At 35.4% G+C, this 19,847-nt stretch carries 19 protein-coding genes and 2 tRNA genes; 7 read left to right on the top strand and 14 right to left on the bottom strand.

All coding sequences use genetic code 11. The features are described from left to right. Positions 1–173: 173 nt before the first annotated feature. Both DD829_RS04110 and DD829_RS04105 read right to left on the bottom strand, forming a co-directional pair. Positions 174–1,157, bottom strand: coding sequence for a PLP-dependent cysteine synthase family protein (locus tag DD829_RS04110; RefSeq protein ID WP_108409667.1), 984 nt, complete (start codon positions 1,155–1,157; stop codon positions 174–176). 490 nt (positions 1,158–1,647) lie between these two features. Further along, positions 1,648–2,877, bottom strand: coding sequence for an ABC transporter permease (locus DD829_RS04105; protein WP_108409669.1), 1,230 nt, complete (start codon positions 2,875–2,877; stop codon positions 1,648–1,650). Between the two features lie 4 nt (positions 2,878–2,881). Between DD829_RS04105 and DD829_RS04100 the strand changes: the two genes are divergently transcribed. Next, positions 2,882–4,093, top strand: coding sequence for an exo-beta-N-acetylmuramidase NamZ domain-containing protein (locus DD829_RS04100; RefSeq protein ID WP_108409668.1), 1,212 nt, complete (start codon positions 2,882–2,884; stop codon positions 4,091–4,093). Positions 4,094–4,172: 79 nt separating this feature from the next. Here DD829_RS04100 and DD829_RS04095 read toward each other — a convergent pair whose 3' ends face one another. From DD829_RS04095 to DD829_RS04075, 7 genes are all read right to left on the bottom strand, one after another. Beyond that, the gene (locus tag DD829_RS04095) at positions 4,173–4,379 is read right to left on the bottom strand and encodes a hypothetical protein (protein WP_076392260.1); all 207 of its coding nucleotides are present in this window, start codon (positions 4,377–4,379) and stop codon (positions 4,173–4,175) included. A 4-nt stretch (positions 4,380–4,383) separates the two neighbouring features. Further along, positions 4,384–5,022, bottom strand: a complete 639-nt coding sequence (locus tag DD829_RS04090; protein WP_108409671.1) for a DUF3575 domain-containing protein — start codon at positions 5,020–5,022, stop codon at positions 4,384–4,386. Between the two features lies 1 nt (position 5,023). Continuing rightward, a complete protein-coding gene (locus tag DD829_RS04085; RefSeq protein ID WP_108409670.1) occupies positions 5,024–6,199 on the bottom strand; it encodes a thioredoxin family protein in 1,176 nt (391 codons plus the stop codon). Between the two features lie 144 nt (positions 6,200–6,343). Next, positions 6,344–6,508: a hypothetical protein gene (locus DD829_RS23465; RefSeq protein WP_165796604.1), complete on the bottom strand. Its 165-nt coding sequence runs from the start codon at positions 6,506–6,508 to the stop codon at positions 6,344–6,346. Between the two features lie 62 nt (positions 6,509–6,570). Beyond that, positions 6,571–6,729 carry a hypothetical protein gene (locus DD829_RS23460; RefSeq protein ID WP_165796603.1) on the bottom strand — a complete coding sequence of 53 codons (159 nt, stop codon included), beginning with the start codon at positions 6,727–6,729 and terminating at the stop codon, positions 6,571–6,573. Between the two features lie 174 nt (positions 6,730–6,903). Further along, positions 6,904–7,587 carry a LytR/AlgR family response regulator transcription factor gene (locus DD829_RS04080; RefSeq protein ID WP_228408120.1) on the bottom strand — a complete coding sequence of 228 codons (684 nt, stop codon included), beginning with the start codon at positions 7,585–7,587 and terminating at the stop codon, positions 6,904–6,906. 13 nt (positions 7,588–7,600) lie between these two features. Further along, positions 7,601–8,644 carry a sensor histidine kinase gene (locus DD829_RS04075; protein WP_123906799.1) on the bottom strand — a complete coding sequence of 348 codons (1,044 nt, stop codon included), beginning with the start codon at positions 8,642–8,644 and terminating at the stop codon, positions 7,601–7,603. Between the two features lie 420 nt (positions 8,645–9,064). Here DD829_RS04075 and DD829_RS04070 point away from each other — a divergent pair, with 420 nt between their 5' ends. After that, positions 9,065–9,268: a bacteriocin-like protein gene (locus DD829_RS04070; protein ID WP_116547550.1), complete on the top strand. Its 204-nt coding sequence runs from the start codon at positions 9,065–9,067 to the stop codon at positions 9,266–9,268. A 53-nt stretch (positions 9,269–9,321) separates the two neighbouring features. Next, positions 9,322–10,128 carry a GLPGLI family protein gene (locus tag DD829_RS04065; RefSeq protein WP_116547549.1) on the top strand — a complete coding sequence of 269 codons (807 nt, stop codon included), beginning with the start codon at positions 9,322–9,324 and terminating at the stop codon, positions 10,126–10,128. Positions 10,129–10,168: 40 nt separating this feature from the next. Here DD829_RS04065 and DD829_RS04060 read toward each other — a convergent pair. The 4 genes from DD829_RS04060 to DD829_RS04045 all read right to left on the bottom strand — a co-directional run bounded on the left by DD829_RS04060 (position 10,169) and on the right by DD829_RS04045 (position 13,635). After that, positions 10,169–10,241: transfer RNA gene (locus tag DD829_RS04060), tRNA-Phe, on the bottom strand. A gap of 118 nt (positions 10,242–10,359) precedes the next feature. After that, positions 10,360–10,432, bottom strand: a tRNA-Phe gene (locus tag DD829_RS04055). Between the two features lie 98 nt (positions 10,433–10,530). Continuing rightward, positions 10,531–12,372: a lysophospholipid acyltransferase family protein gene (locus DD829_RS04050; protein WP_108409347.1), complete on the bottom strand. Its 1,842-nt coding sequence runs from the start codon at positions 12,370–12,372 to the stop codon at positions 10,531–10,533. Between the two features lie 24 nt (positions 12,373–12,396). After that, complete coding sequence (locus DD829_RS04045; protein ID WP_108409348.1) at positions 12,397–13,635, bottom strand: aspartate kinase; 1,239 nt, start codon at positions 13,633–13,635, stop codon at positions 12,397–12,399. Between the two features lie 313 nt (positions 13,636–13,948). Between DD829_RS04045 and fbp the strand changes: the two genes are divergently transcribed. Beyond that, positions 13,949–14,965, top strand: a complete 1,017-nt coding sequence (gene fbp / locus DD829_RS04040) for a class 1 fructose-bisphosphatase (protein WP_076392274.1) — start codon at positions 13,949–13,951, stop codon at positions 14,963–14,965. Next, the gene (locus DD829_RS04035) at positions 14,965–15,969 is read left to right on the top strand and encodes an o-succinylbenzoate synthase (RefSeq protein ID WP_108410804.1); all 1,005 of its coding nucleotides are present in this window, start codon (positions 14,965–14,967) and stop codon (positions 15,967–15,969) included. The genes fbp and DD829_RS04035 overlap by 1 nt, the downstream gene beginning before the upstream one ends. On the opposite strand, the gene DD829_RS23455 is transcribed toward DD829_RS04035, so the two are convergent. Next, entirely contained in the window at positions 15,966–16,115 is a 150-nt protein-coding gene (locus DD829_RS23455; protein ID WP_157967241.1) for a bacteriocin-like protein, read from the bottom strand. The two genes, DD829_RS04035 and DD829_RS23455, sit on opposite strands and share 4 nt — an antisense overlap. 669 nt (positions 16,116–16,784) lie before the next feature. On the opposite strand from DD829_RS23455, the gene DD829_RS04030 reads away from it, so the two are divergent. Together DD829_RS04030 and DD829_RS04025 are read left to right on the top strand one after the other, a co-directional pair. Then, on the top strand, positions 16,785–18,458 hold the full coding sequence (locus tag DD829_RS04030) for a glutamine--tRNA ligase/YqeY domain fusion protein (RefSeq protein ID WP_108411280.1): 1,674 nt from the start codon (positions 16,785–16,787) through the stop codon (positions 18,456–18,458). A gap of 155 nt (positions 18,459–18,613) precedes the next feature. Then, positions 18,614–19,846, top strand: a complete 1,233-nt coding sequence (locus tag DD829_RS04025) for an MFS transporter (protein WP_410493804.1) — start codon at positions 18,614–18,616, stop codon at positions 19,844–19,846. The last annotated feature ends 1 nt before the right edge of the window (position 19,847 follow it).

Below are 19,847 nucleotides of genomic sequence, written 5' to 3'. Positions count from 1 at the left end.
AAGTTTTATGAAACACGTTTCATAAAACTTCCTCCAAACAGCCTAACAATGAGTTTTTGATAGGATTCTACCAACTATTTTTCAGTATTATGCCTTAAGAAAAATATTTCAGAATAAAACAACAAAAAACTCAGAGTGCTTTGCTCTGAGTTTTATTTATCATGAAAAGCTGATTAATCCAGCCAGCCCATTTCCTTCATCCAGTCGTCGTTGTAAATTTTTCCGACGTATCTTGAACCATGATCGTGAAGAAGAACCACAATCACATCGTCTTTCGTAAACTGATCTTTCATCTGTACCAAAGCAGAAATAGCGCTTCCCGCAGAATATCCGCAGAAAATCCCCTCTTCTTTAGCCAGTTTTCTCGCATACACTGCTCCGTCCTTATCCGTTACTTTTTCGAAATGATCGATTACCGACATATCATAGTTTTCAGGAAGAATATCTTCGCCAATTCCCTCTGTAATGTAGGTATAAGCATTTCCTAAGTTGATTTCTCCCGTTTCGTGGATCTCTTTTAAGATCGATCCGTACGTATCTATTCCGATTACTTTAATGTCAGAATTTTTCTCCTTGAAGAATGTTCCGCAACCTGTAATCGTACCTCCTGTTCCTGCTCCGACAACAAAATGCGTTAGTTTTCCTTCCGTCTGTTCCCAGATTTCAGGCGCCGTAGACTCGTAATGAGCGGCTCTGTTGGATAAATTGTCGTATTGGTTTACATACCATCCGTTTTCCGTTTCTTTAGCCAATCTTTTGGAAACAGAATAGTAAGAACGCGGATCGGTAGGTTTTACATCCGTCGGACAGACAATAACTTCTGCTCCTACAGCGCGAAGAATATCACATTTTTCTTTAGATTGTTTAGAGTTGGTTACAAAAATACATTTGTACCCTTTGATGATCGCGGCAAGAGCCAGTCCCATCCCTGTATTTCCGGACGTTCCTTCGATAATCGTTCCTCCGGGTTTTAATCTTCCATCTTTTTCAGCATCTTCAATCATTTTCAGAGCCATTCTGTCCTTCACAGAGTTCCCCGGATTGAAAGTTTCCACCTTTGCCAAAACCAGTGCCGGAAAATCTTCACCCAAAACTTTATTAAGTTTTACAAGAGGCGTATTTCCGATGGTTTCGAGGATGTTGTTTGCGTATTTCATAAATGTCTTTTAAAGCGTTGCAAAGATACGGCTTTCAGATAATTAATAATTAAAAATGAATAATTAATACTGTTTTCTCAATTTCAACCCCAAAACATACACTCTCTTACCCGCAAACTCTCTCACTTTCAAACTTTCCTATACTCTAACTCTTCAATCTCCAACTCAATAAGGAGCTTATTCCCGCTATCCACTGTATCTTTTTTGTTACGGCTTCCTGAACTACGTTCGTAAACCTTCAGTTTATGCTCCAGCCGCAACCCAAAAGGATGTCGTTCCTATCGGGGCTAGGATTTTGCCGTTATCAGAACATTTGTCATTGCGAGGAACGTAGTGACGAAGCAATCTCAACTCAAAACGAAGTTATACTTAATATTCTTAAACCCTTAATAAAACTTAATGTTCAAATTGTAGAAAAGTGAATATAATTTTACAAATCTGAGATTGCTTCGCTTCGCTAGCAATGACAAATTCCGTCGAATAATTAATATCAATTATACTTAATCGCCTTCACCGGAGAAATCTTACTGATCAGGTAACTCGGAATTATTAAAGCCAGGCCTGAAATAATCAGAATTCCGGCAGAAATAGAGATAATAGCAATCGGGTTAAGATCTACCGGAACCGTACTAACGTAATAATTTTCCGGATTTAAGGTAATCACTCCAAAAACTTTCTGAATCAAAAGCAGTCCGAGACCAATCGCATTTCCGTACAGCAATCCCGGAATCATAATAATTAAAGTATAATTGATAAAAGTGGCTCTGATCTGTGAATTGCTTGCTCCCAAAGTCTTTAAAAGACCGATAGAATTTGTTCTTTCAATAATCAGGATCAGAAGAACCATGATGATATTAATGACCACAACAATCAGCATGATGATGATAATCAGAGCGATATTGGTATCGAAAATACTAATCCAGTCCGTAATCTGAGGATATTTTTCAGTGGCTTTTTCAGCATAATTTTTATAACCGATGAGTTTCTCAATTTCAGTAAAATCGCTGTCGATATCATTTACATTTTTAAAGAAAATATCCAGTCCGCCCATTTCATCAGGCTTCATATCCTGAATTTTTCTTACATGATTAATTCCTCCCAACACAAACTGATCGTCGATCATCTTAATATCGGTTTTATAGATTCCTACCACTTCAAATTTTCTGTAAATAGGCTTTTGATCTGCCTTTGAAAATACCGTTACAATGCTGTCCTTCACTTTCAGATGAAGATCGTTGGCAATCTTCTGGGAAATAGTAACTCCGTTGTAATAGCCAACTTCCGTAACTTTCGGAGAAGTTCCGGCAACCAGAAATTTTTTGAACCTTACACTGTCAAAATCTTTTCCGATTCCTTTGAAAATAATCCCTGCAAAATTGTGCTCGTTCCGCATAATTCCCGTTACCGTAGCATATTTCTGCACACTTTCCACATCCGGAAGTTCTTTTATTTTCTGGATATTCAGTCCCTGATTATCAAGAACGGAAGTATTGTAGGAAGAGTTTGATCTCGTGGATCTTACGGTAACGTGTCCGCTGAAATCTGCAAGTCTTTCCTTAATTGCTTTCTTAGAACCGAATCCGGTGGAAACCGTAATGAGAGAAACAATAATTCCCAATGCCACAGAAAGTCTGCCGATGAAGATGATAACCCTCGAAAGGTTATTTTTGTTATCTTTGGAAAACGCTATTTTTTTCGAGAAATATAAAGGAAATTTCAAACTTATGAATTTAGATTTCAAAATTAAAAATTTACTTCTTATTTGCCTAATTTTTTTAGGAGTATTCAATCAATATTATTCTCAGGCTCAAGATAAAAAAGATTTTAAAACTGGAGCAGATCAGCCGGAGCTCTATTTGCCATTGCTGAAAGGAAAAATTGTAGGAGTGGTAACGAACCAGACCGGACTGATGAGCGATAGAACGCACGTTGTGGATTTTTTAGTAAAAAACGGAATCAGAATAAGATCCATCTTCGCGCCGGAACACGGTTTCAGAGGCGATGCAGATGCAGGAGAAAAAGTAAAAAACGGAGTAGATGTAAAAACCGGAATTCCCATCGTATCATTATATGGTAAAAATAAAAAACCGACTCCGGAACAACTGAAAGAAATGGATGTTCTGGTGTTTGATATTCAGGATGTCGGTGTGAGGTTTTACACCTATATTTCAACACTGACCTATCTTATGGAAGCAGCCGCTGAAAATAATATTGAAGTGATTGCTCTGGACAGACCCAATCCTCATGACGGCTATACAGATGGTCCTGTTTTAAAGGAAAAATGGACAAGTTTTGTGGGAATGCACGAAGTTCCGGTTGTATACGGATTGACAATAGGAGAGTACGGAAAAATGGTGAATGGAGAAAAATGGCTGAAAAACGGAGTTCAGGCAAAATACACGTTGATTCCGATGAAAAATTATCATAAAAAGCTGCGTTACCAGATTTCAGATAAGCCGTCTCCAAATTTACCCAATGATAGAGCCATCAATTTATACCCAAGTTTATGCTTTTTTGAAGGAACGCAGGTTTCCGTGGGAAGAGGAACAGATTTACCGTTCCAGATTTACGGATCTCCATGGACAAAAAATCTTCCTTATCAGTTTACTCCGAAGCCAAGTGCAGGAGCAAAAGATCCTTTTTTAAACGGAAAATTGTGCTACGGCGAAAACCTTTCAGATTATAGAAAAGATTTAAGGGAACTGAATCTGGACTGGGTAATAAAAGCGTATAAAAACTATAAAAATCCTGATCTGGACTTTTTCCTGAAACCAACCACAGGAAGTAATTTGTGGTTTGATACTTTAGCCGGAACCGATGAGCTGAGAAAACAGATTGTTGCCGGAAAATCAGCTTCGGAAATCAAAGCATCCTGGAAGTCTGATTTGGAAAAATTCGAGAAAATCAGAAAGAAATATGTTGTTTACGAAAACTGATGAAATATGAATTGTCAATTGTCAATAGTGAATTCATTTTATTTGTGAATCTAAATTGACAATTGACAATTGAAATTTTTTAATCAAAATTCTGCGGCGGAGTTTTGTCGTCTTTTCCTTTATTCATGATCACAAGACCGATTGACAGACCGATAACGCCCGCTGCCGCAATCATTAAAGCTCTTTCCAGCTTATCCGCCTGATCGTTTCCGAGGTAATTCATCAGAAAAAGAATCCCGAAAGTGATGATGCAGATAATAATATGATTTTTACCGAATAGTTTCATTGTTTTATTTTAGTTTATAAGAAATCATGACACCGCCTCTGTAAGGAAGAATTTCCCCGCTTTTGTTAAAGCCTTCCGCTACGTCATAACGAGCTCCCGTCGAGCGTACATAGCCTTTGTAAAAATCCTGAGAAGTTCCGATTCCTGCATAAATATCCATGTTCCAGTTTTCAGCAAGCTTAAACTGATACCCTCCTGTAATTCCCAATATTATCGAATAGCCTTTTTGGTAAACATCAGAATATTGATAGACATTTCCGTTTTTCTCGTCAATAAAAGTACCGTCACTCCAGTAATTCCACTTTTGGGCAATAAAGCGGGAACCTGCAATATTTCCACCAATATACCAGTGTTTGAAGGCTTCGTCAAAATAATATCTTCCTTCCAGTGAAACTGAATAATATTGCAGTTCATGCCCTGCAAAAGATTTCCACGGAGAAATTAAAACATCGCCCTGTACCGTGAATTTTTTATTTAACTGATGCTCTAATCCTACATTTATAACTCCTACAGGTATTAGCAAAGCATTTCCTTTAAGGTATACACTTTTTTCAGAAGTCTGTTGTGGTTCCTGTTCTTGTGCATTGAGTGTTCCTAAAAAAAACACGGTTAAAATCCCTGCGATCAATCTTATTTTAAGCATTTTATTTTATTTGTTTTAGTAGCTCATCGGCTAAAGTAGAATCTTTCTGAGCCTGTGTTGCCATATTTTTAGACATTTCTGCGTATGTTTTTGCCATTTCTTTATTTCCGGTTAGAAAATAAAGTTTCGCAAGAATATATGTGTTTTCGGAACTTTCGCCTCTCATCACAGATTTTTCAGCCCACTCCGCCGCTTTTTTTAAGGATGATGGGGTTTTTACATGTTCCGCAAATACCCACGCTGCTTTTAATAATTCATTAGGTTCAAACGCTTCTGAATTTCTGTAATAGGCTAAAGCTGCTTTCTCGTATTCAGGAAAATTTGAATTTTGCTCATAATAGCCAAGTTTCATCTGGTTGAGTTTCACTTCCGCATCATGCTTTCCTACAAGAGGTTCTGCATTTTTCATGAAGTAATCATCATTGATTTTTTTATTCTGCTGATCAATAGACTGCTCCACAATTTTGCCAAGCTTGATCTGATTGTCAAATTCTTTATACGTTTCTTCCGGTAAAAATTTGATGATTTCAGCTTTTCGGTCTGTAAAAACTTTGTAATTTTTGTCTTCAGTAGATTTTAAGAAAAACAGCAACAGACCAACGTCGTCTTTTGAGAATTCTTCAGTAGCTTTTTTATTTTCAAAATACCTTTCAGATGCCTGTTTGGCAAAATTAAAATCCGAAGAAGAATTGAGTTTCATAATATTGATCAGAAAATCGGGATCTTTTTCACCCTTCGCAAAACGTTCTTTCAGCGAACCTTTTTTGTTGTTAGGAGAATTTACATCCTGCGCCATCGTCAGAAACATACTTTCTTCCATGTAGCCGAAATTCTGGGAAACAAGCTCTCCGTCGCCATTCAGAAAAAGATAAGTAGGATAGGAGCGTACTCCGTATTTTACCGCAATATCTCTTCCTTCACCTTTTTCCATATCAAATCTTGCGTTCACAAAATTTGCATTGAAATAATCTCCGACCGATTTCTGTGTAAAAACATTTCTTTCCATCATTTTGCAGGGACCGCACCATGAAGCATAGGCATCCAGAAAGACAATCTTTTTTTCTTTTTTTGCCTTTGCAATAAGGTCTTTAAAAGGCAGTTCTTCAAATTTAATGGCTTCCTGAGCAAATGCCGTAATGGCGGAAAATAACAATAAACCGGAGATAATCTTCTTCATTTCCAAGTTAGAATTTGTTGGCGAATATAGTATATTTTGGCTGTATATCGATAAAATTGTATGCTAATTATATTATAAAAAAAGAGATTGCCGTGTTTCGACAATCTCTAATTTTATTCATCCTTTATCTAACTTATAGTTGGATTATGGACATTGTCTCTCCCATGTAGACCATACAACACATACTTTTACATTTTTTATTGTTTCATATTCGCAACACCAGCGTGGAAAACTAGAACCCGCACCAACAGTCGCTTTTAATTCATTTCTGTTAAGAATTTTTCCGTTTTTTAATTTTTGATTTTTCATAATAAATTAATTTTTAAGATTGTTATTGTTTAAAAATTTTGGTTAATAAAGATGTTTTACCTTTAATCACAAATGTAATAGGCTTCACATCCTGAAAAAGGATCATAAGGTGGGTTTTCTCCTTTATAACAGCATTTGTCATAGCCTTTTGTAGTTCCGCCATGGATTTTTTTCAGTTCTTTCGCCTTCAGAGGCCGCAGATTCTTAATTGTCTTTTTCATAGTAATTTTAAGATTTTAGTTAAGAGATTTAATTGTTTTGCCGTATCAATATTACAGTTATTCCGGCTGCTGCGTGTTTTATTTCTACAAAAAGCAGCTAACCGTATATCAATAACTATTTGGCATGATAAAAGAGTAAATAATGAATCTCTACACGTGATAAAAGGGAAAAAATTAATTGCTAATGAATGGTTTGTAAGTTCTTCCGATCGGCAGCTTTTTTCCATTAACTGTAATTTCGGTGGCAGACATTACTTCAATTTTGGATCTGGAAACGATATAAGATTTATGAATTCTAATGAAATTATTTCCGTCAAGATCTTTCTCAAATTTACTGATGGGCATTTTTACCGTGTAAACTTCCTGTTTTGTGTGTATTTTAATGTATTCTCTGATGCTTTCAATATAAAAAATATCCTGAAGAACAATTTTTATTTTTCGTTTTGCAATATTGACGAATATAAAATCCCGGTCTTCAATTTCTAGGATGGCTTTTTCTGCATTCATCAGATGTTTAAATTTTTCTAGTGCATCCAGAAATCTGCTGTAGGAAATGGGCTTTAAAAGATAATCTACAATATTCAGTTCATATCCTTCCAAAGCATATTCGTGAAAAGCGGTTGTGACAATAACATGAGGAGGATTCTTGATTTTTTTTAAAAATTCAAATCCTTTGAGTACCGGAAGATGTAAATCTAAGAATATAAGATCTATTTTATGGGTGTTAAGCAGACTGTTGGCATAGATGGCATCCGAACATTTTCCTACCACATGAAATTCTTTGTTTTGAGAAATGAAATGCTCCATGATTTCCATAGCAATGGGCTCATCTTCTATAATCAGACAATTATATTTCACTTCAGGAATCATTTTAATCAAATAATATTTTCAAACTAACCGAATACAGGTTGTTACTGTCATTAATTTCCAGACTATGTTTTGGATATAACAAATCCAGTTGTCTTTTAATATTTTTTAAACCAATTTTTGTGCTTTCTTTTTCAGGATGTTCTTCTTTAGAGTTTTCAATACTATAAATCAGAACTTTATTTTTAAGTTCAAGATTAATGGTGATAAAAGAGTTGAATCTGCTTTCCGAAGCACCGTGTTTAAAGGCATTTTCAACAAATTGCAGAAGAATTAAAGGGGAAATTTCCTGTAATTCATCATCAACGGAGAGGTTAAACTCTACTTGAACCTGTTTGTGCCTTATTTTCTGTATGTCTATAAAATCCTGAATGTTCTCTAGTTCCTGCTGAAGATATACTTTGTTTTTAGCAGAATCAAAAATGTTGTAACGCATTATTTTAGCCAGTTTCAAAATAATTGTTGGAGTTTCGTCTGATTTTTTCAGAGAGAGTCCGTAAATATTATTAAGCGTATTAAAAAGAAAATGCGGATTTATCTGTGTTTTAAGCAGCTTTAGTTCGGTATCCGTTTTTTCTTTTGAAATTTCCATTAGTCTTTTTTGCGTTTCATTTTGCTGAATAAATTTTTCGAAACCTAATGCAATAGCAATGGCAAAAACAATATTCATCATTGCCACAAAAATTCCCGCTAATGAAAACCTTGTTGTTTCTTCGGGGAAAGAATAGCAGAAAGGAAATATAAGATCGTGAGAAAGTACCCTGTAAAGACTTACAAAAAAAATTACTGTAACAATTGCAGCGAAAACTCTAAGTGCTTTATTTTTAAGAATCTTTATTTTTCCATCTATAATTGATAAAACGATGTAAGATGCTGGAATTTCTGTGATAAGAAAAGTACATTCTGAAATGGCGGAAAGATGTACGGCTTTTTGCCATGAAAATTGTTTAAAACTTTCATGAAGATACACAAATGACGCATTAATCTCAAAGAGATAATAGGCAAACCAAAAGAAGATGTGATATTTGTTTTTCTGAGTCAGTTTCAAGGTTCTAAATTATTTTAAAATAAAAACAGATAAAATTCAAGTTTTTCTTTTAAAAATAATAATAAAATCTACGAAGTGCTTATTTAAATCTACAAACGAAAAAGAATTTTTTAATTGAAAACAAAGAACGGATCAATTACAAAAGCTGGAGAGAAAGATAAAAGACATAATTTTGTTGTTGTATATCTGGCGAACAAGAATTACTAAAGTTTTTACTTCCACCATTCTTAGTGGACTATTTTGATTGTGAAACTTGAAGAAAAAGAAGGTTTGCTTCGCTTTTATTTTAAATAAGAAAAGTTACTCCATGATTAAAATTCCGTAAAAATTAACAATCAGTAAGAACTAGTTAAATAAATGTTAATTTCAGTTTTGTTTATTTGTTTTTTTTAATTTTAACTCACAATAAAAAAATCTATTATGAAAAATCTTAAAAAATTAAGAAGAAACGATCTAAAAAAAATTGATGGAGGGAAAAGATATCCTGGAAATGGAGGAGGTGCAGGTTGCACAGATATGTGTAGTTCTGACAGTGATTGTCCGGCAGGATATGATCTTGTTTGTAGACTATGGAGTGATACAGGATCAAACGATAGTCAATGTTTAAGATGTGTGACAATTTAATTTATTTACTAAAATGACATGAGACACATCTGAAAGATGTGTCTCTTTTTATTATGAGAAAAGTTAATTTTATTTTTCTAATATGCTTTATAGGATTCTGTTCCGCACAAAAAAAATCATTTGTTTATGAGTTGAAATATCACTTGGGACCTCATAATGATAGTCTTGCTTCTATTGAAATGATTTTGGATTTTAATGATAATATATCAGTATTTAGAACCGAAAAAGAGAAAAGGTCTGATTCATTATTAAGTGTATCAAGATTTGGAATAGGAGCTGATCAAAATATTGAAAGGCAGATATACGTAACAAAAGATTTAAAGAATAAAGATATTAAAAGAAATTATCGGACACGGTTTAATGATTATTACGATGTAAAAATAGAAAATAAAATAATCTGGAAAATAGAATCCGACAGGGATAAAATAGGAGGATTTGATGTTCAGAAAGCTGTAACAGACTATGGTGGAAGAAAATGGATTGTATGGTTCACAACAGAAATTCCGATTACAGATGGTCCATATATTTTTAACGGACTTCCGGGACTTATTGTAAGAGCAACTGATAGTGATATGGATTACGACTTTACACTTATAGCAATCAAAAATAATTCTGGGAATTTATTTCTGCGAAAAAAAGGTTTGGATATGGATTTTTCTCATTTCAAAAAATTAATGATGCAATATTACAATGATCCTTATGCTGATCTTAAATTAAGAAATATGTTACCTGTTTATACCAGTGACGGACATGGTGGAAAAAAGGCATTAGACTTGAATGAATTGACAAAACAAACACAAAAAATGATTCGTGAGCAAAATAATCCTATTGAGATAGATTATAAAAATGATTACAAATAAGTATAAACGAAAAAGTCATCCCAAATGAGATGACTTTAAGTGGTTTCTCCAGGAATCGAACCAGGGACACATGGATTTTCAATCCATTGCTCTACCAACTGAGCTAAGAAACCATTTAATTTTTGCTTCTTTTTTGAAGTGGTGCAAAAGTAATAATAATTATTAACCTTGGCAAATTTTATTTAAAACTTTGAAAATAAAACCACCTTTTTTACAGGTGGTTTTTTTAAGTGGTTTCTCCAGGAATCGAACCAGGGACACATGGATTTTCAATCCATTGCTCTACCAACTGAGCTAAGAAACCATTCTTGTTACTTCGTTGTTTTAAAGTGATGCAAAAGTAGTAAGTTTTAGTATATGAAGCAAGTATTAATAAGACTTTTTTTAACAAAACTTAAAAACCTACTGATTTTCAACCGAATTATTTTCCTGTTCGCGTCTTATCTGTTCGCTCATTTCCTCTAATACTGGCTTAATCGTGCTTTCCGGAAGATCACTTATTCGTATGTACATTAGTCCGTCGATGGCATCATTGAAGTTGGGATCTACGTTAAAAGCGATAACTTTCGCGTTCTGCTTAATGTATTTTTTAATTAAAACAGGAAGTCTCAGCTCAGGTTCCAGATCATCGATGATTTTATCAAGCTTGTTCAGATCAGATTCCATTTCTTCAAAAAACAGATGCTTGTCCCTGTCGCGAAGCTTTACTTTGTATTCGTTTCTTGGGGTAATATACTGTGCAACTGCGGAATCATAATAATTCGAACGCATAAACTCGATCATCAGAGATTTGGAAAATTCTGAAAATTTATTGGAAATACTTACGCCGCCCATTAAAAATTTATGATCCGGATTTCTTAAGCAGACATGCACAATTCCTCTCCATAAAAGGAAAAGCGGAAGCGGCTTCTGCTGGTATTCCTGACAGATGTATGCACGACCCATTTCAATCACTTTTTTGAAAAAAGGATGGATGTCCTGCTCGAATTCAAATAAAGAACTGGTGTAAAAACCTTTGATGCCGGATTTCTTCATCACTTCTTTACCCAAAGCCATTCTGTAAGCTCCTACAAGTTTTTCAGCGGCACTGTCCCAAAGAAAAAGATGATGATAATGTTTGTCGTATTCATCAAGGTCGAACGGCAGATTACTTCCTTCACCCACTGCACGGAAGGTAAGCTCACGCTGTCTTCCGATTTCCCTCATAATAGAAGGGATTTCTTCGTAAGTGGTAAAGTAAACTTCGTAATTTCCGTTGCTGAAAAACATCTTATCTGTGCCTTTCAGTTTATTAATGTCTTTTAAAATATCTTCTTTCGGAGTTTCGTCGATGATATTCTGAACGATATTTTCTTCTCTTAGTAAAGGGAATTTTACCGAAAGATTTTTAAGATTGATACTCTGCGCCAAAGATTTTCTCTTTTCGTAGTAAGATTTCATCATATACACCTTACGTTTCAGAAATTCTCCCAGTTCCTCGATGGTTTCCATATCATCCATCGCCTTAACGGTAATAGGTTTTCCGATTCTTATTCTGATCGGTTTTTCCCTGTCGTTCATCATTTCTGCCGGAAGCATCAAGGTCTGCAAATTAGGATGAATTTTTGCCACCTGATAAAATATCCTGCTGTTTTTTGCATGAAAATACATAGGAACGACCGGCACTTTTGCCATTCTGATGAGTTTTAATGCCGGTTTTTCCCATTCTTTATCCAGAATTTCACTGTAAGGATTGTTCTTATTGGAAACTTCTCCTGCAGGGAAAATTCCTACACAGCCTCCATTTTGCAGGTGCTTTAACGTTTCCCGCATTCCTGAAGAGCTGCTGTATGCTTCTTTTCTGCCTTCAAAAGGGTTTACCGCAATTACGTACGGTTCCATCGGCTTGATCTTTTCCAGAAGGAAATTTCCCATCACCTTAAAATCCGGACGTACTTCTGACAGAACTTTGCACATTAAAATTCCGTCAATCGCGCCAAGCGGATGATTGGATACCAGAATAAACGGTCCTGTTTTCGGAATTTTTGCCAGATCTTCTTCAAAAGCGATATAGCTTAAGTTGCGCTCTCTTACAAATGAGTCGAAAAAGTCTTTGCCTTCCTTGTCTTTTAGTTTGTCGTATAATTTATTTACTTCGTTTATTTTAGCAATGCTCATCACAGCAGATGCTACAGGATTCTTTAAAAATCCTATTTTACTTAAGCCGGAAGCCTTTATCAGATCGTTTTTCGAAATTAAACTCATATTGTGTTTAGTCGCAATTAGTTTTTATTGTGTTACCATTTGAAGCGTATTTTTCGCAATCTGCTCCAATAATACACTTTTTTCCTGGTAAAATTTATCTATGTTCTCTATTTTCGCATTTCTTACGGTAAATAAAGATACATTTTTTATAACTTCTGTTTTAAATACTTTTTGAAGTTCTTCATTTAATTCATCTACGGTATTGAATTTATCTTCAAGACATAAAGCCAATGAAATTGCAGAATTCTGCATCAGGGAAACTTTAATTTTGTATTTGGATAAATATCCAAAAATAAGACTCATATGGTCTTCTGCGATAAATGAAAAGTCTCTTGTGGAGATTTTAAGCAAAGTCTGGTTTTCCTTTAAAATATAAGATTCTTCGCTCTGGTTCTTTTCCGAAGCACCTACTTTTGTTCCTTCCTTTGTAGGATCTACAAAAGATTTTACGTAAAAAGGAATGTTTTTCTGCTGTAGTGGCTGTAAGGTTTTCGGGTGAATCACACTTGCTCCGTAATACGCCATTTCAATTGCCTCTTCATAAGAAATATGAGAAAGCAACGTTACATCTTTGAATTTTCTCGGATCTCCCGTCATTACGCCCGGAACGTCTTTCCAGATCGTCATAGCCTCTGCATTTAAGCAATACGCAAAAATCGCGGCAGAATAATCAGAGCCTTCTCTTCCTAATGTTACCGTAAAATTGTTATTATCCGAACCGATGAATCCTTGAGTAACGTAGCAGATTTCTTTATTTAAATTGGAAATAAATTCTTCCGTCTTTGCCCAGTCTACCACACCTTCTCTGTAAGAATTGTCTGTCTTTACATAATCTCTTGCATCTAGCCACTGATTGGTAAACTGAATTTCATTCAAATATTCGCTCACAATTTTCGTAGAAATCATTTCCCCGCAGCTTACTACCTGATCGTAAACAAAATCGTAGTTCGGAGATTTGTTTCTTCTTAAAAAAGAATCAATATCATCAAAAAATAAATTGATTTCCGCAAACACCGCATGATTTTCGGGAAATAATCCTTCCGCGATCTCAATGTGTTTTCGTTTTATCTTTTCAATTTCAGTTTGATAGTTATCCTTCTTGAAATAAAGTTCTACAACCTTTTCCAACTCATTTGTCGTTTTGCCCATCGCTGAAATTACCAGCAGACATTTGGCAAATCCCTGGCTTTTTAAAACCATGGCTACATTTTTTACACTTTCGGCATCCTTTACCGATGCTCCACCAAACTTGAAAATTTTCATTAAATTGTTAATAATAAAATTGTTAGATAAAATTTGTGGGAATATTTTACGGGTGACAAAATTATACATTTACAACGAGATATGAAAGAGCAGAATATCGCTGCAGGCTTAAGATTTTATTAAAATTATCAATTAGGAGAAATTATTCCGATTGCTTCAATAAAACGGGAGGCGTATTTTAGGATAAAGATTTTTTAAGATCAATGTGTTTGATTGTATTTAATTGATAGACAGTAATTAAGCTCTTTTATTAATTATTCTTTTAAATTGTAATAAATTTTACGAAATTTGGAGAAAACGTAAAAAGCAAAATATGTCAGAGCAACCATTACAGACTTTAGGAGAATTTCTTATTGATAGACAGGATGATTTTCAGTATTCCACGGGAGAGTTTTCCCGTCTCTTGAGTGCAATAAGACTTGCTTCAAAAGTAGTAAACAGAGAAGTAAATAAAGCAGGAATTGTAGACATCGCAGGCGCTGCAGGAAACCAGAATGTGCAGGGAGAAGAGCAGCAGAAGCTTGATGTAATTGCCAATGAAATTTTTATTACCGCTTTGTCTCAGAGAGAGGTTGTCTGTGGAATCGCTTCCGAAGAAAACGACGATTTCATCGATATTAAATGTGGCGAAAACGGACATTTAAGCAAATATGTGGTGCTGATTGATCCTCTTGACGGTTCTTCAAATATTGATGTAAATGTTTCGGTAGGAACCATTTTCTCAATCTACAGAAGAGTTACGGAGCCCGGAACTCCGGTTCAATTGGAAGACTTTTTACAGAAAGGAGTTAACCAGATCGCAGCAGGATATGTTATCTATGGATCTTCTACAATGATCGTGTATACAACAGGAAACGGAGTGAACGGATTTACATTAGATCCTTCTTTAGGAACCTATTATCTGTCACATCCGAATATGACTTTCCCAAAAACAGGGAAAATTTATTCCATTAACGAAGGAAACTATATTAAATTTCCTCAGGGCGTAAAAAATTATCTTAAATATTGCCAGATGGAAGAAGGAGACAGACCGTATACTTCAAGATATATCGGTTCGTTGGTGGCAGATTTTCACAGAAATATGCTGAAAGGCGGAATTTATATCTATCCTTCGTATTCGCAGGCTCCGAATGGAAAACTGAGATTGCTGTATGAGTGTAATCCGATGGCTTTCCTTGCAGAACAGGCAGGAGGAAAAGCAACAGACGGCTTCAGAAGAATCCTTGAAATTGAACCGACAGAATTGCATCAGAGAATTCCGTTTTTCTGCGGAAGTATCGATATGGTGGAGAAAGCGGAAGAATTTATGCGAATTGACAGTGTAAAATAATGAAAGCAGAATATTCAAGATATTTATTAGAATTCAAACGCCCGAGTGGAACATCTCGCGGCGTTTTGCTTGAAAAAGAGACCTTTATTCTCGAAATTTCAGAAAATGGAAAAAGAGGAATAGGGGAGTGTGCAATTTTCAGAGGATTAAGTTTTGACGACAGACCGGATTATGAAGATAAATTAAAATGGCTTTGTGAAAATATTCAGCAGGAAACTGAGTTTTTAAAAGAAGAACTGAAAGAATTTCCTTCCATTTGGTTCGGGTATGAACAGGCTGTTCTGAATTTGAAAAATGGTGAAAACCTGTATTTCCCAAGTGATTTTACAGAAGGAAAGACTCCGATCGTCATTAATGGTCTGATCTGGATGGGCGACATCAATTATATGGAAGAGCAGATTCAGGATAAGCTGGAAAAAGGTTTTCACTGCATCAAGCTGAAAATAGGAGTCGACTGGAAATCCGAGCATGAGATTCTTCAGAAACTGAGACAGAAGTTCTCAAAAGACAGGCTTGAACTTCGCGTGGATGCGAACGGAGGTTTTAATAAAGAAGAGGCAAAAGTTGTTTTGCAGCAATTATCCGATCTACACATTCATTCCATCGAGCAGCCTATAAAAGCAGGAAACTGGAACGATATGGCAGAATTATGCCTTGAAACGCCTACTCCGATTGCTTTGGATGAAGAGCTGATCGGGATTACAGATTTTAATGAAAAAAGAAAATTACTAGAAACCGTAAATCCTCAGTATATCATTTTAAAACCCGCTTTGGCAGGAGGTTTCTCAGGTTCTGATGAATGGATTTCTCTGGCTGAAGAACGCAATCTCGGATGGTGGATTACATCTGCTCTGGAAAGCAATATTGGTCTGAATGCGATTGCTCAATATACTTTTACAAAAAAAAGCCCGATGCCGCAAGGATTGGGAACCGGAGCTTTATTTGTTAATAATTTCGATTCAAATCTGGATCTGAAAGGAGAATTACTGTGGTTTAAAAATTAGATTTCACAAACAGGATTGTTGTAATGTTCTTCATCCCATGTTCTGCAGCATCTTAATTTAGGATTCCAGTTAAGACAGCCGATGGGAACAATACCTCCTTTGATTGTTTTTAAATCACTTTTCTTAAGTTTTTTTAGATTTTTCATAGAAACATTTTTTTGGTTTAGTAATGTAAATATGAATTTCTTTTTTGGGATATCCTACAACTTTAACTTATATTAACACACATTAAAGTGAATTAATATAAGTGAAAAAAGAATATAAAAGATTTGCAAAGTCCGGATGAACTCTGTTCGTTTCTGTGAAAATTGTTTTGAGATTTTTAATTTGTAGTTTTCAGTCGTATAATCTTGGTGTTTATAATATTAATAAATAGCGATTAAATGATATCTTTTACAAAAATCGCTTTCTTAATATATTCTAAAATGAAAGAAAACTTACTTTTAACCTTTTTCATAATATAAAATGTTAATATTTTTGTGGTAATAAATTTACAATCTTTATGCCAAAAGTCAATGCATATTTTTTATTTTTTTAACATTTTTCTTAAATTAACTATAAACTGTTGTGTAATAGGTGTTTGTAAATTTTTCATCTACTTTTTTAATTTCCTGCAGGTATAATTTTCTTTTAATAGATTAATTTATAGAGAGTTTTAATGTTATTTCAATCCTGATATTTACATCTTCTGAGAAAAAGCACCTGAAAGAATTATTAATTGATAATTACTCTTTTGCATTATTATTTCCATAAACCCTCAAAATTTCATAAATTTGCAAATTGTCGTGTTATACGGCATTTAAAAGCGAATTTTAATGGAAGAAGAAAAAAAATCACTCAATTTTATTGAGCAAATTATCGAAGATGATTTGGCAAACGGTCTGGGAAAAGATCAGCTCCGTTTCCGTTTTCCGCCTGAACCAAATGGTTATCTGCATGTAGGTCACACCAAAGCGATCTGCATCAACTTCGGTTTGGGTGAAAAATACAATGCTCCCGTAAACCTTCGTTTCGACGATACGAACCCTGAAAAAGAAGAGCAGGAATTCGTAGATTCTATTATGAAAGACGTTGAATGGCTAGGTTTCAAATGGGATAAAGTTTTGTACGCCTCCGATTACTTCCAGCAGCTTTATGATTGGGCAGTTCAGTTGATAAAAGAAGGAAAGGCTTACGTAGATGAGCAGCCTTCTGAAGTCATTACCGAACAGAGAAAAAATCCGGCAGAACTGGGTGTGGAATCTCCATATAGAAACCGTCCTGTTGAAGAATCTTTAGACTTATTCGAAAGGATGAAAAACGGCGAATTCGAAAGTGGTTCTATGTCTCTTCGTGCAAAAATCGACATGACTTCACCGAATATGAACATGCGTGATCCTGTGATGTACAGAATTCTGAACAAACCTCACCACAGAACAGGAACCGATTGGAAAATTTATCCGATGTACGACTGGGCGCATGGTGAATCCGATTATATTGAGCAAATTTCTCACTCGCTGTGTTCTTTAGAGTTTGAAAACCACAGACCTTTGTACAACTGGTACTTAGATCAGGTGTACGAAGAAGGAAAAGTGAAAAACAAGCAGAGAGAATTTGCGAGAATGAACGTTTCTTACATGATTACTTCCAAAAGAAAACTGCAGAGGCTGATTGCCGAAAATGTAGTAAACGGTTGGGATGATCCGAGAATGCCTACGATTTCAGGAATGAGAAGAAAAGGATTTACGCCTGCTTCCATCAGAAATTTTATTGAAAAAGTAGGTGTTGCTAAAAGAGAAAATCTTATTGAACTTCAGTTATTGGAATTCTGCGTTCGTGAAGACCTGAATAAAGTCGCAAAACGTGTAATGACGGTTGTGGATCCTGTCAAATTAGTCATTGAAAACTATCCGGAAGGAAAAGAAGAATGGCTGGAAACAGAAAACAATCCTGAGCAGGAAAATGCAGGAACAAGAGAAATTCCGTTCTCCAGAGAATTATATATTGAGCGTGAAGACTTTAAAGAAGAAGCAAACAACAAATTCTTCAGACTAAAGTTGGGCGGAGAAGTTCGTTTGAAATCTGCTTACATCATTAAAGGTGAAAGAGTAGAAAAAGACGAAAACGGAAACATTACGACCATTTACGCAACCTACGACGAAAAATCCAAGTCAGGAAGCGGAACAGAAGAAAGCTTAAGAAAAGTAAAAGGAACCATTCATTGGGTGTCTGCGAAACATGCAATTCCTGTGGAAGTAAGAAATTACGACAAATTATTCACTGTGGAACAGCCAGATGCAGAGAAAGATGTCGATTTCCTAAACTTTATCAATCCGGATTCTGTAACTACCATTCAGGGATTTGGTGAACCAAGCTTAAAAGATGTGGCTGTTGGAGAACCTCTTCAATTCCAAAGAATTGGCTATTTCACGAAAGATCAGGATTCTACGGATACAAACTTTGTATTCAACAGAACTGTGACGTTAAAAGACTCTTATAAGCCGGAGTAAAAATTTATTATACATATAAATAAAACAGGGCTTAATTTTTAAGCCCTGTTTTTTGTTTTTAACCCTAACGAAACAAAAACGATAACCAAAAAATAAGGTTATCCGTGAAAAGCATTTGTGTCATTCGGGGTTAAAAACAGTAATTAAAATTAAAAATTGTGAAACTTATACACTTATATACCAACTCATTCAAAGGGCTTTCCAAAGAAAGCTGGATGCTTGCTTTGGTCATGCTCATCAATCGTGCAGGCTCTATGGTACTTCCTTTTCTGGGAGTTTACATGACCGATCATTTAAAATTCAGTATCGAAAATACTGGAGTTGTACTCAGCTTTTTCGGAATCGGTTCGGTAATTGGTTCCTGGCTGGGCGGATTTATTACAGACAGAATCGGAGAATACAGAGTTCAGTATCTCAGTTTATTGCTCAGTGTGCCTTTATTTTGTATGATTCCTCTATTTAAGACAGAAATAGGAGTGGCGACCATTATTTTGCTGCAAAGCATTGTAAGCGATTCATTTCGTCCTGCAAACTCGGTTGCAATTACAAAATATGCAAAACCCGAAAATATCACCAGAGCATTTTCCTTAAACCGGATGGCAGTCAATTTAGGATTTTCCATTGGTCCTGCTTTGGGCGGTATTTTATCGGCAATTTCCTACGAATTTTTATTTTTCAGCAATGCTTTTACAGCTTTGGCAGCAGGGATTTTATACATCGTCTTTTTCAGAAAAAGAAACATTCTGGCAAAACTAAAAGCCCGAAAAGTACAGGAAGCCATAGAAATTAAAAAAGAAAATTCGCCTTACCGCGATGGTAAATTTCTGGTTTACTGCTTTTTCTGTATGTTGTTTTCAATCTGTTTCTTCCAGTTATTCAGTACGCTGACTATTTTTTATAAAGACACAGCACATCTAAGTCAGCAAAGTATAGGATATATTTTGGGATACAGCGGCTTTTTAGTCGTTTTACTCGAAATGGGATTGGTACAGGTTGCCGAAAAATATTTCAGCCTTGCCGTAACCATGCTTTTGGGAACCTTCATCTGCGGATTTGCTTATGCCATGCTTGGTTTTGATTACAGTATCGTGACTTTGGTTGTATCCATGAGCCTTCTCTGCGTAGGAGAAATCTGGGCTTTGCCGTTTATGTCAACCATCACGGCATTACGCTCCGGAAAAAACAACAAAGGAGCTTACATGGGCTTGAACGGAATTTCATTCTCCATCGCCTTTATTGTAACACCTACTTTGGGAACGTTCATCGCCGAAAGATTCGGATTCACCATGTTATGGATCGGGACAGGAGTTTTAGCCACAATCATTGCCATTGCGTTTTATTACATTGTTCCCTGGATGATTGGCGACAGAAAACACGCAGAATCTTAAA

The organism is Chryseobacterium sp. HMWF035 (assembly GCF_003094695.1).
Classification (GTDB): Bacteria; Bacteroidota; Bacteroidia; order Flavobacteriales; family Weeksellaceae; genus Chryseobacterium; species Chryseobacterium gambrini.
This window is presented reverse-complemented; position numbering and strand designations above follow the sequence as displayed.